The sequence below is a fragment of the Pseudoalteromonas sp. B160 genome (genome assembly GCF_037162485.1).
Taxonomy (GTDB): Bacteria; Pseudomonadota; Gammaproteobacteria; order Enterobacterales; family Alteromonadaceae; genus Pseudoalteromonas; species Pseudoalteromonas rhizosphaerae.
On sequence record NZ_JARLUX010000002.1, the window covers coordinates 47,933 to 61,607 of the forward strand.

The 13,675-nt window shown below is 41.7% G+C and carries 12 protein-coding genes; 4 read left to right on the forward strand and 8 right to left on the reverse strand.

Annotated features, from left to right (window positions below; genetic code table 11):
• Positions 1-80: 80 nt before the first annotated feature.
• From bamB to ndk, 8 genes are all read right to left on the reverse strand, one after another.
• A complete protein-coding gene (gene bamB, locus P4S61_RS18880) occupies positions 81-1,259 on the reverse strand; it encodes an outer membrane protein assembly factor BamB (RefSeq protein ID WP_182757529.1) in 1,179 nt (392 codons plus the stop codon).
• A gap of 9 nt (positions 1,260-1,268) precedes the next feature.
• A complete protein-coding gene (locus P4S61_RS18885; RefSeq protein ID WP_145239705.1) occupies positions 1,269-1,889 on the reverse strand; it encodes a YfgM family protein in 621 nt (206 codons plus the stop codon).
• A gap of 16 nt (positions 1,890-1,905) precedes the next feature.
• The gene (gene hisS, locus P4S61_RS18890) at positions 1,906-3,186 is read right to left on the reverse strand and encodes a histidine--tRNA ligase (protein ID WP_145239702.1); all 1,281 of its coding nucleotides are present in this window, start codon (positions 3,184-3,186) and stop codon (positions 1,906-1,908) included.
• Positions 3,187-3,322: 136 nt separating this feature from the next.
• Positions 3,323-4,441, reverse strand: a complete 1,119-nt coding sequence (gene ispG / locus P4S61_RS18895; RefSeq protein WP_145239699.1) for a flavodoxin-dependent (E)-4-hydroxy-3-methylbut-2-enyl-diphosphate synthase — start codon at positions 4,439-4,441, stop codon at positions 3,323-3,325.
• Positions 4,442-4,446: 5 nt separating this feature from the next.
• Positions 4,447-5,319 carry a RodZ domain-containing protein gene (locus P4S61_RS18900; RefSeq protein WP_337118958.1) on the reverse strand — a complete coding sequence of 291 codons (873 nt, stop codon included), beginning with the start codon at positions 5,317-5,319 and terminating at the stop codon, positions 4,447-4,449.
• The gene (gene pilW, locus P4S61_RS18905) at positions 5,316-7,277 is read right to left on the reverse strand and encodes a type IV pilus biogenesis/stability protein PilW (protein WP_337118959.1); all 1,962 of its coding nucleotides are present in this window, start codon (positions 7,275-7,277) and stop codon (positions 5,316-5,318) included. Before pilW ends, P4S61_RS18900 begins: the two co-directional genes overlap by 4 nt.
• A gap of 112 nt (positions 7,278-7,389) precedes the next feature.
• On the reverse strand, positions 7,390-8,523 hold the full coding sequence (locus tag P4S61_RS18910) for a bifunctional tRNA (adenosine(37)-C2)-methyltransferase TrmG/ribosomal RNA large subunit methyltransferase RlmN (RefSeq protein WP_337118960.1): 1,134 nt from the start codon (positions 8,521-8,523) through the stop codon (positions 7,390-7,392).
• A 171-nt stretch (positions 8,524-8,694) separates the two neighbouring features.
• A complete protein-coding gene (gene ndk / locus P4S61_RS18915; RefSeq protein ID WP_008111339.1) occupies positions 8,695-9,126 on the reverse strand; it encodes a nucleoside-diphosphate kinase in 432 nt (143 codons plus the stop codon).
• A 243-nt stretch (positions 9,127-9,369) separates the two neighbouring features.
• On the opposite strand from ndk, the gene P4S61_RS18920 reads away from it, so the two are divergent.
• The 4 genes from P4S61_RS18920 to P4S61_RS18935 all read left to right on the forward strand — a co-directional run bounded on the left by P4S61_RS18920 (position 9,370) and on the right by P4S61_RS18935 (position 13,650).
• On the forward strand, positions 9,370-9,957 hold the full coding sequence (locus tag P4S61_RS18920; RefSeq protein ID WP_145239686.1) for a hypothetical protein: 588 nt from the start codon (positions 9,370-9,372) through the stop codon (positions 9,955-9,957).
• A gap of 556 nt (positions 9,958-10,513) precedes the next feature.
• Positions 10,514-11,839 (forward strand): methyl-accepting chemotaxis protein, encoded by a 1,326-nt coding sequence (locus tag P4S61_RS18925; protein WP_182819795.1) that lies wholly within the window; start codon positions 10,514-10,516, stop codon positions 11,837-11,839.
• Between the two features lie 151 nt (positions 11,840-11,990).
• On the forward strand, positions 11,991-13,394 hold the full coding sequence (trhP, locus tag P4S61_RS18930; protein WP_182732105.1) for a prephenate-dependent tRNA uridine(34) hydroxylase TrhP: 1,404 nt from the start codon (positions 11,991-11,993) through the stop codon (positions 13,392-13,394).
• 10 nt (positions 13,395-13,404) lie between these two features.
• A complete protein-coding gene (locus P4S61_RS18935; RefSeq protein WP_082355570.1) occupies positions 13,405-13,650 on the forward strand; it encodes a YfhL family 4Fe-4S dicluster ferredoxin in 246 nt (81 codons plus the stop codon).
• Positions 13,651-13,675: the final 25 nt, after the last annotated feature.

The window sequence follows — 13,675 nt, forward strand, 5'->3', positions numbered from 1 at the left end:
AAAAAACAACAAAAAGGCTTCGCATAGCGAAGCCTTAAAAAAATAAATTAACTATTAATAACTTATAGTTATTTAGCAAATTAGTCCGGTATTTTTACCGCACTAACTTCACCATCTCGGGTGTATAAAATCAGTTTGTCGTCAGCAACAATTGGCTCAATAAAAAAGCCTGAACTGTCGAAGTCTTCACGCGATACAAGTTCGCCTGATTCTTTATTCAGCCAATGTAGATTACCTTCTTGGTCACCCATGGCTAAGTAATTTCCTGCTACCGCAGGCCCTGTTAAGTACCAACCACGAAGGGCTGGCTGACTCCAGCGTTCAATGCCAGAGGTTTTATCTAATCCATAAACAACACCATTACTATCTACTACGTAAATAGTTTGGGTATCCATGGCAATTTCACGGTAACTGCTGTATTCGCGTTTCCAGACAACATTACCAGAGCGAATATCTACAGCTGCTAAGTTACCATTATAGGCAATAGCATACGCATAAGGACCACTGATCAGAGGTTGTGTATCAACATCGACTAAACGTTCGAATTCTGATGCGCCTTTTGCCGTAGCAATTTCAGCACTCCACGCAGAGTAACCACTGTCAGAGATAAGTACACTTAACTTGCCTGTTTCAAGGCCAACTAATACACCGCCGTTAGCAACGGTCGGAGAGCTTTGTCCGCGTAGTGTTAATGCGGGTACTTCTTGCTCATGGCTCCAACGCTCTTCACCGGTATCTGGGTGAAGGGCTAATAATTTACCTGAGCCTAGGTTAACATATATAAGGCCATCACCGGCAGCTGGTTTTGATAACACTTCACCGGGAACTTTTTTGCGCCAAACAACATCACCCGTTTCACGGTCAAGGGCAACTAAATAACCATGCTCAGAACCGATAAAAATTTTACCATAAGCTTGTAAAATACCACCGGATAATTTTGCACTAATGTCGCTTTGCCATGGCCAAAAGGTCAAATTTTCGCGAACATCAGTCTCCCAAAGAGTATTACCGTTTTCAAGCGATAGCGCTTCGACTTTACCAGCGCGGCTTGCTACAAAAACACGGTCTTTATATACCGCCGGTGTTAGCCGAGAAAAGTAATGTTCAACACCGTCACCAATGCTTTCTTGCCAAATTACTTTGGTTTCAAACTGATTAACGATTTCAGGCAATACCAGTTCGTCTTCGTCATCGCTTGATGAACAACCGACTAAGGTTGCCATACATAGCGCTATGGTTGCCGCTGTTAATTTTTTCATGGTAACCCCTTACGCCGTTGGGCTAGTTACTGCTAAGTCATCAAGTTTGATTTGCAATAATGGGTTATTCTCCAGACCGCCCGCATCTGCAGCAGTCTGATAAGCGGTGCGAGCTTGATTTGCATCGCCTTGAGCTGTGTATATATCACCTTTAAGCTCAGCGACTGTTGCAGTGAATGAATCTGCAAGTTTAGCGTTAAGCGTTGTTAAAGCTTGGTCGTATTGCTGCTGTGCTATTTGCACGCGAGCTAAACGGGTGGTCGCCGTTGCTTTTAAATCTGCATTGGTAACATTATTCATTATCCAGCTGAGCTTTTCACTGGCTACATCAAGTTGACCTTTTTCTACGGCTTCTTTAGCAGCAACAAAGGCTGCAAGTGCGCTGTAGTTAGTATCTTTGTGCTCTGCGATAAATGTATCTGCCGAACCTAATACTTCACCACCTTCAACCAGCTGAGTATATGCATCAGAGGCACTTTCAGCAGTTGTAATTTGATTTTGGTTATATGCTTTCCAGCCATACAGGCCACCTAAACCAAGCACTACACCTAGCGCCAGTGATACACCATTTTCACGAAAAAAACGTTTGATCGCTTCAGCTTGTTGTTCTTCTGTTGAATAAATATCCATTACTACCTCGTCTTTTTTAGCTGTTTATTAGCTCAGCTAAAAGCGTTTTAATTTGTTCTAATTCTAAGGTGACCTGTTCTTTACGCTCACGTAAATACTTAACTGTCACTACGCCTTGTTCTAATTCATCTTCGCCGATAATCAGTGCAACGAGTGCATCGCTTTTATCTGCGCGTTTAAGTTGTTTCTTAAAGTTACCGCCACCGGCATGGACCATGATACGTAATCCAGGTACTTCAGCACGTAATTTAGCTGCGATAATAGGGGCTTGAATGCTGGCTTTGTCGCCCATCGCTGCCAAATATACATCAGCGTTGCGACGAATGTCACCAACACATTCCAATGCTTGTAACATTAACACTAAACGTTCCAGACCCATAGCAAAGCCCACAGCTGGCGTTGCTTTGCCACCTAATTGCTCAACTAAGCCATCATAACGGCCACCTGCACATACAGTACCTTGTGAGCCGAGGCTATCTGTAACCCACTCAAAAACAGTGCGGTTATAGTAATCAAGGCCACGGACTAACTTTTCATTAACCGTGTATATGACGCCTGCGGCGTCTAAACGTTCACATAAATTTTCAAAATGTTCTTTTGATTCAGCATCTAAGTGTTCAGACAGTTTTGGTGCATCAACTAAAACCGCTTGTACATCAGGGTTTTTGCTATCTAGCACGCGCAGTGGGTTGCTGTACATACGACGTTTTGAGTCTTCGTCTAGTGCATCAATATGTTGCTCAAGATATGCCACAAGTGCATCACGGTATTGCGCACGAGCTTCGTTTGAACCTAAAGAATTAAGCTCTAAACGAACATGTTCGCTGATGCCAAATTGTTGCCATAATTGTGCCGTCAGTAAAATCACTTCAGCGTCAATATCAGCGCTGGCAATACCAAAGGTTTCTAAACCAAATTGGTGAAACTGACGATAGCGACCTTTTTGCGGACGTTCATGACGAAACATTGGGCCCATATACCAAAGGCGTTGCTCTTGGTTGTACAGTAAGCCGTTTTGATTACCAGCACGTACACATACAGCTGTACCTTCAGGACGAAGTGTTAAGCTGTCGCCATTATTGTCGGCAAAGGTGTACATTTCTTTTTCAACGATATCGGTGACTTCACCAATTGAGCGTTTAAAAAGATCGGTTGATTCTACAATTGGAAAACGAATTTCTTGATAACCGAACGATGCTACTGTCTCGCGTAAGATGTTTTCTACTTTCTGCCAAACTTGGGTATCGCCCGGCAGACAATCGTTCATTCCACGTATTGCCTGAATTTGTTTTGCCACTGCTAAATCCTAAAAACTGTTTTTTGCGTAATAAAAGATGACTACACAACAAGAATGCTAAAAATTGACCCGTCATTATAGCGTTCTAGCTATAAAGGTAAACGGCAAACGGCTTTGTTTGCCGACTATATTGTATTTATTCGACGATTTTAATGTCGATAGGGGTCTGTTTTTCTTTTTGTGCGATAAAGTCGCGTACATAGCCTTCGAGTTGATCAACAATATTGTTGTTATCAATTCGGGCTTTTTGACGTTCGCCATTAATATAAAGGCCCGAGCGGCGATTTGCACCAGCTAAACCAATATCACTCACTAACGCTTCGCCAGGGCCATTGACCACACAACCAATAACCGATACTGATACCGGTTCGATGATATCTTCCAAACGCTCTTCAAGTTGGTTCATGGTACTAACCACATCAAACTCTTGACGTGAACAGCTCGGACAGGCAATAAAGTTAATCCCGCGAGAGCGAATGCGCAGTGATTTTAAAATATCAAAACCGACTTTGATCTCTTGCACTGGATCAGCCGCCAACGATACTCGCAGCGTATCGCCGATACCTTCGGCAAGTAACATACCTAAGCCTACAGCTGATTTCACTGAGCCTGAACGCATACCGCCTGCTTCTGTGATCCCTAAGTGCAGAGGTTGGTCGATTTCTTTAGCAAGTAAGCGATATGCTCCTACAGCTAAAAACACATCAGAAGCTTTTACTGATATTTTAAATTGATCAAAATCTAAACGGCGCAAAATATTCACATGGCGCATAGCTGATTCAAGTAACGCTTCGGGCGTTGGTTCGCCGTACTTTTCTTGTAAATCACGCTCTAATGAGCCGCCATTAACACCAATACGAATTGGAATGTTGTGCTCACGGGCAGCATCGACTACCGCGCGAATACGCTCTTCACTGCCAATGTTGCCAGGATTAATACGTAAACAATCAACACCATACTTTGCTACTTGCAAAGCAATACGATAATCAAAGTGAATATCTGCAACCAGTGGAATGGTGACTTGTTCTTTTATGCTTCTAAATGCTTCGGCGGCGTCCATAGTCGGCACGGAAACACGCACTATATCGGCGCCGGCATCTTGAATAGCTTGAATTTGTGCAACAGTTGCATCAACATCCATGGTATCGGTGTTGGTCATTGATTGCACTGCAATAGGGGCGCCATCACCGATCGGTACGTTACCCACATTGATGCGGGTAGATTTTCTGCGTTTAATAGGAGATTCTGAAAACATAGTGACTACTCTGTTAACGGTAAATTAAATTTAGCTAAACGATTTTTTGGGAAACTGGAAATATCAATCTTTTCACCGTCAAGAGTGATATCAACAGCTTGATGCTTACCAAGCACGATAGAAAAAGGCAGATGACCTGATACAGTCATATCATAACCCGTTTTTTTAACACCAAATGCCACTTTATCACCTTTGCCGTCATGAATTTCAACCCAACTTTCTTCATTGAAATGCATAACTATGGTGCCAAGGCCATCATTTTGTGGCTCGCTTGACGCTTCGCTCGGGACAACGTCTAGTTCGGTGGTATCGGCTTGTTGCTCCATAATTTGCGCCGCAGTGGGGTCATCAATCGATTCATCAGGGCCAGCTTGTTCTAGCTGGCTGATTGACGCCACGTCAGGCTCTGCTTGTGCGACTGCAACTGTCTCTTCGGCAAAGCTATTTAAAGATTGCGTTACAACTTGTTCGTCAAGAGGGGTTGAATTTTGCCACCACCATAATGCGGATGAACCAATAACAATTGCCAGAATAACGTAACTCACCAGCATCAACCGACTATCATGGGCTTCTTTTTCTGTTCGTCTAGAAAAGCTTTGCATGTTGGTTTTTTTAACGGTTTCCTGAGGTTCAGGGAACAGCGCTAAAACGGCCGCAGTATCTAAATTAAAGGCGCGACAATAACTTTTTGCATAACCTTTAACAAAGGTAGCAGGGCCGATTAATTGGTGTTCGTCATTCTCAAGACGTTGTAATTGCAACACCGATAATTTTAAATTTTTTGCCAACTCTTCTAAGCTGACATTCGCTTGCTCGCGGCTACTTTTTAAAGTTTGGCCAAGAGTGAGCGTTGTTGATTCCGTATTTTCATCATTCATAATGAGTATGATTCAGGGTCCACTAGTAACAGTCTATGCCCAGGTTTAAGTGCAACATCCGGGCTTAATTTATTCCATCGCATTAACTGATCAATTAACAAGCGACGCTTGGTGGCAATACTATACAAAGTATCACCGACGTTAATTTCGTAATAAATGTTGGGATCGTTGAGATAAATTTTCGTCCCATTGACCACCCGATCAGATTCTTTCAGACCATTCCATTGGAGTAATTTCTGTAGTTTAACATTGTATCGTACTGAAATGCTAAATAGGTTTTCACCATCTTGCAAAACATGGTAAGGCGTCGTTAATTGTGGGATCCGCGAATTTAGCAACGGTGCGTGAGTATTTTGTTGCGGATCTTGAAAACGGATTTCAGGTGTAAAGCTATATCCTGACTCTGCGAAGACGGCGGCGTTGCGTTTTGGCTGGTAAAAAACCACCTTTTCTTCATCCGTTAATTGATCACTAAATTGTGCTTGGCTTGGGGTTGAAGCCTGGCTGTTATTTGCAACGGCTTGGCTATCAGTGGGCGCACCAAAAGAAACAATTTTTACACCATCTTGTGCTTTGTTGCTGCGAGCAAGCGTTTGGGGAGGCGTTGCGGCAGTCGCTGTGGGCGCTGTTGCTAAATGCACAGTTGGTATTGCTAATGCTTTAGCAACTGCCTCCTCAGAGGCTAATGATGCAATGTCCGTCGCTTGAGTTGAAGTTACAGCTGGATTGTTTGGTGTTTGTGCGACCACCAGAGCAGACATTACTGCGGCAGGATCATTATTGTTTGCTGGAGCTCTGATCTGTACAGCGGTAGTATCAACGTTTGTTTGCACTGGCGTTGTTATTGCTGTGGTACTTAAAGCCGCCAAAATACCACTCGTATCGACAGCTGTTGATACTGTTGCTTGGCTTTGCTGGCTACTTTGTGATGCGGTGCTTTGCGTTGGCGCAACCGGTGAGGTTAGCAACGCGGCAGTTAATTCATTGCTGCTTGCATTGTTATTTTTAACGGCCATTGTTGGCGTTGTGATACTTTGCGCCGACGTACTAGTTGCTGGCGCTTTTTTCTTTTTTACAATGCGTATTTTGGGTGCCGAGATCACCTCTCCCGCAGGGCTATTTGCTTGTAGCTCATCTAATTTTGCTTGGCGGTATTGCGAGCGCAGTATTTCAAACTCACTACGTTTGATTTTTTGCTCGCGAATGATCCCCGCTTCACTTGAGGTTGGGTAGGTTTGCAATATCATAGCCGCAGTGGTTTCGGCTTTTTCAATGTGGCCCATGCGCTGCTCAACTAAATAGCTTAATAGCAATGAGCGAGACGATACTTGACCACTATTCTCATAACGTTCGAGTATTTCTTTTGCTCTATGTAAATCACTTTTAGCGTAATACAAAGCGGCTAAACTGATCAGTGATGAGGCACGCATTGAACTGTGATTAATGGCCGATTTGAAATATTTTTCAGCGTTATCAAAATCATCAAACTCAATGGCGCACAGAGCTAAATTTTCATAACTTTCTGCTACTCGTATATAACTTGGGATGGCAATGGCTTTGAGTAGTTGTTCTGTGGCGCGGTCGTACTCGTCAATACCGCATAAAAATACCCCGTAGTTATTTCGGGTATTAGGATCATTGGGATCAATTTTTATTGCTTTTTGATAGGCTTTATCGGCTTGTACGTTTTCGCCGACTTGTTGGTAATAATAAGCAAATGAATAATGGACTTCAGGAAGATCAGGAGAGAAAGACGCGGCGCGTTCGAGGTTATACTTTGCTTGCGAGCTATTACCAGTGCTTAAATATTCTAATGCTAAGGCTATTCGGGTACGTGCTGCGCCGGTATTATTGATTTTATTTTCAACGACTGGTTTGTCATTGCCATCATAACTATTTTCAGTTACACACCCAGTTAAAGCGAGTGCACTGATAGTTAAAGCAAGTAAAGATCGCATTACTTCTTCTCTTTATTATTGTCCATGCACCTATATTACCGAAAAGCCCTTATCTTGCATCATTTATTTAAAAATAAAGCAGCGCTAAGGGCTTTTGATTCACGACAACAGATTATGCTTGGTGGATATTAACCGCAATCGCATTATCGTCGCGCATTTTCTTTTTCGCTAAACGTTTTGTACGGTCAACTACATCACCAACTAACTGGCCGCAGGCTGCATCAATATCATCACCGCGAGTACGACGAACAATACAGGTAATACCTGCTGCTTGTAGCACTTTTGAAAAGCGGTCAATACGGCTGTTGCTAGAGCGTGTATATTCGTTACCCGTGAATGGGTTAAACGGGATAAGGTTCACTTTAGATGGTGTGCCTTTGAGTGTTTTAACTAATTCATGGGCTTGATCTGTGCTGTCGTTAATACCATTTAGCATCACATACTCAATGGTCACATCTTTATTGGCTTTAGAGCCATCAATGTAACGACGACACGCCGCTAAAAACTCTTCAATTGGGTATTTTTTATTGATTGGCACTAAAATATCACGTAATGCGTTATCAGGTGCGTGTAGAGAAATAGCCAATGCAACGTCGATTTTTTCTTTCAATAAATCAAGTGCAGGCACCACACCAGAGGTACTTAAAGTAACGCGGCGTTTAGATAAACCAAAACCCCAATCGTCCATCATTAATTCCATTGCCGGAACTACGTTTTTAAGATTAAGCAATGGCTCGCCCATGCCCATCATAACGACGTTGGTGACCGGACGCTTTTCACTGTTGCCATCAAGGCCTATGTCTTTGGCCACACGCCAAACTTGGCCGATAATTTCAGATACTTTTAAGTTACGGTTAAACCCTTGCTGCGCTGTTGAGCAAAATGTACATTCAAGCGCACAACCAACTTGCGATGATACACACAAGGTGGCACGTTCTTTTTCTGGGATCCACACGGCTTCAACTTCTTGGCCGCCTTCAAGTATCAGCGCGTACTTGATTGTACCGTCACTGGCTTGTTGGCGTACGGTGATTTCAGGCGCGACAATTTCACATTCTGCTTTTAGTTTTTCTTTCAGCTTTTTGTTAACGTTGCTCATTTCGTCAAAGTTATCAACGCCAAAATGATAAATCCATTTCATCACCTGATCGCCACGGAATGGCTTTTCACCGAACGATACAAATAACTCGCGCATTGCATCTCGGTTTAAATCTAATAAGTTAATCTTTTTTTGCTCAGTGGTCATGAAACAACCTTAATCAGTGACGGTGGTGATAAAAATTTACAAAGGCGAATTGTACACAATCCACTCACTTTAATCATTAAGTAAAACATCATAAATTAGATAATTAATACTTTAACTAATGACTAAAAAAGGGCTCGAAAGCCCTTTTTACTTTTGCTTAGCGCGTTCGAATTAACGAGTACGTGGGCAAAGCTCTTCGTCTGCGAAGAAGTACGCGATTTCGCGAGCAGCAGATTCAACAGCGTCTGAACCGTGAACAGCATTTTCGTCGATGCTATCAGCGTAGTCAGCACGTAAAGTACCAGCTAGTGCTTCAGCAGGGTTAGTAGCACCCATGATTTCGCGGTTTTTAAGAACAGCGTTTTCGCCTTCAAGAACTGTAACCATTACTGGACCAGATGTCATGAAAGATACTAAAGCACCAAAGAAAGGACGCTCGCTGTGTTCTGCGTAGAAACCTTCCGCTTTCTCTTGTGAAAGGTGAACCATTTTAGCTGCAACGATTTTAAGGCCAGCAGTTTCGAAACGGTTGTAGATAGCGCCGATGTGGTTTTTAGCAACTGCATCAGGTTTTACGATTGAGAAAGTACGCTCTAAAGCCATCTTTATGCTCCAATAATTTTTAAGTAAAAGTGTGAATATTAACGGGCGCGAATTATACGCGTTTTAGTAGGCAATGCCTAGTTTTATTAAAAACTAGCTTGATGACAATTGTGCGATATTTAAATAACCGTGGACCGAGTATAGGAAATAGGGCTTTATTAGCAGGAAATTATTACTGTGTCGTAATTGTTTCATACATTTGAGTTGTAATTAGAAAATTGAATATCTAAAAAGGAAATAATAATGAAAAAGTTATTTGTGATTGTGCTGTTAGCCAATTTTATTACAGCGTGTGGTTCAGACAACGAGGCTGTATTAGAGTGCCCGCCTACAGCTATTGCAATTGATATAAATAAGATTGAACTAGCGGTTAATGGTGGTGAGTACCAAGCGAATACTTTAATTTCTTATGATAAAGTTGACTTATCATTTGAAGCTTCAGGAGCCAATGTTTACAGCGACGGTAACGAACTTGATGAAGGCAAAACTTATGCTGAAAATTGCGTAACTTTGCCTGTTGTTATTCCGGCTAATAATAAATTAACCAAGCTTAATATTTATTCGTCCGCTGACTTTAGTGCTGATTTAACATCTGGCAGCAGTTTAAATGATGTGTTTAGTGTCATTGAATTTAATATTGAGAACAGCCAAGAAGCTATTACAGTTGCAAAAGTGCAAGAGTTACTACCCGTTATGATGCAAAGATACTTTAATTTTACGCTCAATACAGCGCCTGAATTTGAAAGCAGCCATGTGTTTTATATCGAAATAAGCTTAGATAATGGCAAGCAATTTTTATTACAAACACCTGAGGTGTTACTTTCTAAGTAACTCTTTGGTGATAGCTTGTAAGAACGATTGGCTGCAAGGTTTAAATGCCATTGCAGCTAATTAACATGTGCTCCCATCTACCTTACTGGATTATCTACAGTTTGTAGAATGAAGTGGTCGACATATTGTTCTAACGAAAAAGTATCTAGGCAAAGATTACAAAAATGTAAAAAGTAACCACTTTAACTATTCACTTAGGCTCGCTTTGTTGCTGCCAGATATACTTTTTTAAAACAACTAAAAGCTGAATAATCAGCAGTCATGCCCCGCCTTTGTGACGGAAGAATTGATGAGCAATGTTTTCATTATTTTGATTATATTTAAGTTTATCTTAGTGGAATTGGTATTTTCATTTTCTTTTTAGGTAAAAAATTCTTATCCATCACAGAAAAAGAAATATTTTAACTCTTTTTGAGCTATAAATAGTTATATTACGTACAATAGTATACTAGCTTTAAGCTACACTTTTTTTATATTGTTTAGTCGTTTTCATTTTATTAGATACGTTTTCTGGCTAAAAATGTATACCGTGCACACTAAATAACTAGGGTAACATATGTTTTTTAACCAATCTTTTAAAAATAAAATTGCCGAATTAGAAGGCATGCTTGCTATTGGCGAGCAGGTAAAGCAAAGTCTAGAGAGCGAAATGCTTGTTCTAGAGCTCGATAAACAGGGCCATGTGATCAGACAGAACACTAATTTTGAACGCGAATTTAACTACTCAGATAGACAGTTATTGGAGCAAAGTGTACTTAATTTTATACCTGAAAATGCCAGACAAAATCCTGATTTTAACTCATTTAAAAAAGCGATAAAGGACTGTAAACATTGGGCTGGGGCAATTCAATTTACACGCCAAGGTGGAAAACGCGATTGGTTGCGGAGCATTTTACACCCAATAACCGATCAGCATGGGCAGTTTATTCATCTTACTTTGCACTGCACTTTGTTAACACGAACCATAGAAACTTCCCGTGAAAATCAAGATTTAATTAAAGCACTGCACCGCTCTACAGCTGTGATTGAATTTGACACCAATGCAATCGTATTAAGAGCAAACGATAACTTTTTAAAAGGTATGGGGTATTCTGAGCGAGAAGTAGTCGGTCAACATCACCGTATTTTTTGTGAGTCGGATGAAGCCAATTCAGCCGGATATGATGCGTTTTGGAAGCGATTACGCAAGGGCGAATACATCGCAAGTCGTTTTAAACGCATTGATAAATATGGCAATACTGTATGGTTAGAAGCGTCTTATAATCCTATTTTTAATGAGGCGAATGAGCTTTATAAAATAGTTAAATTTGCCACTGTGATCACCGAACAGGTAGAAAGAGAGCAGGCTATTGCAGCTGCTGCAAGTATTGCCCATAGCACATCAACAGAGACCGACAATATCGCCGATCAAGGTGCGCAAGTAGTACAACAAACAGTACAAGTTATGAATGAATTAGCCGTTCAAATGGAGCAAGCCGGCAAAGAGATTTCAGCACTAGATAAGCAGTCTCAGGTTATAGCAAATATAGTACAAAGTATTAGTAGCATTGCCGACCAAACGAATCTATTAGCGCTTAATGCCGCGATTGAAGCCGCCCGAGCGGGCGATCAAGGCCGTGGTTTTGCAGTAGTTGCCGATGAAGTTCGCCAATTAGCTTCAAGAACCAGTAAAGCAACCGAAGAGATTGTTGATGTGGTACAACAAAATCAAAGTTTAACGCAATCAACAGTGGCGGTTATTGAACAAGGCAAAGTTAAAGCACAACAAGGCTTAGAGCTGTCCAACGAGTCTGGCATTGTAATGAGCAAAATTAAAAAAGGTGCGCAACAAGTCGTTGATGCTGTTAGTCAGTTTGCAAACCAGCTCGGGAGTAAAAATTGATTTAACGAGCAGAAGGATCCTGCTAGTTGATTACAGTCTTTTATGATCTTGATCAAGGTTGCGGTTAATCGTAATCCTTATACTTGCGCGCTTTATTTACCTTAACTATTCATGCAACCGACTTGTACTCGGTTCGATGTATGGAGCGCACATGCCGTCAGCCACTAATACCTCAGAGTTTTTTTCAACTAAACCATTTATCCCAGAGTTATTGTCACCAGCAGGCAGTTTAAAAAACATGCGTTATGCCTTTGCTTATGGGGCTGATGCGGTGTATGCCGGGCAACCTCGTTATAGCTTGCGAGTGCGTAATAATGAATTTGATCTGGAAACGTTAAAAATAGGCATTGATGAAGCGCATGCGCTGAATAAAAAGTTTTATGTAGTATCAAACATTGCCCCGCACAATGCCAAAGTGAAATCGTATTTACGCGATATTGAACCGGTAATTGCTATGGGGCCAGATGCGCTGATCATGTCAGATCCGGGTTTAATCATGCTAGTACGTGAAAAATGGCCTGATATGGCTATTCATTTATCAGTACAAGCAAACGCAGTTAACTACGCAAGCGTACAGTTTTGGGCGAAGCAAGGTATTGAACGGGTGATTTTGTCCCGCGAGCTATCACTTGAAGAAATAAGTGAAATTCGCACGCTTTGCCCAGAAACAGAGCTAGAAGTATTTGTACATGGCGCATTATGCATGGCGTATTCTGGCCGTTGTTTGTTGTCAGGTTATATTAATAAACGCGATCCAAATCAAGGCACCTGTACCAATGCATGCCGCTGGGAATACGATGTAAAACCGGGTGTTGAAAACGAAACCGGTGAAATGGTACATAAATTTGATCCTCAGCAGATTATTCCTACTCTTGGCGACGGCGCACCAAGTAACGATATTGTTATGCTTGAAGAGCAAGGCCGCCCAGGTGAATATATGCCCGCTTTTGAAGACGAGCACGGCACTTATATCATGAACTCAAAGGATTTACGCGCCGTGCAATACGTAGAGCAGCTTACAAAAATGGGCGTGCATAGCTTAAAAATAGAAGGCCGTACTAAATCGTTTTATTATGTTGCGCGTACAGCACAGGTTTATCGTAAAGCAATCGACGATGCCGCAGCAGGAAAACCATTCGACGCTGATTTATTTAAAACATTAGAAAACCTAGCCCATCGCGGTTACACCGAAGGCTTTTTAAAGCGCCACGCCCATCAAGATTATCAAAACTACGAATACGGCCATTCAGTTTCTACCAAGCAACAATTTGTTGGCGAAGTATTAGGGCGAAATGCCACTGGTTTAGTTGAGATTGATGTTAAAAACAAATTCTGTGTGGGTCATTCATTAGAGCTGATGACCCCTAAAGGTAATATTAGCTTTACCCTTGAATGCATGGAAAACAAAAAAGGCGAAAGTATTACCGATGCTAAAGGTTCAGGCCACATAGTAAAAATTCCACTGCCTGATACTATCGATTTAGAGCACGCCATACTTATGCGCAACTTGGATGAAAACCAAGACACTCGCAATCCTTTCAAACAAGCTGTTTAACGGGTAAATCATGGCATTACTAATAAACAGCAAATGCATTAACTGCGACATGTGCGATCCAGAGTGCCCTAACGAAGCCATTTATATGGGCGCTAAAATCTACCAAATCGACCCTGCAAAGTGCACCGAATGCGTAGGCCACTACGACAAGCCGACCTGCGTGAGCGTATGCCCCATTGATTGTATAAAGCCCGATCCGAATCATCGTGAAAGTATAGATGAACTGGCCGAGAAGTATGTGAGATTGACGGGTTAGTTTAGTTTTTTTGTTATTCAACGAG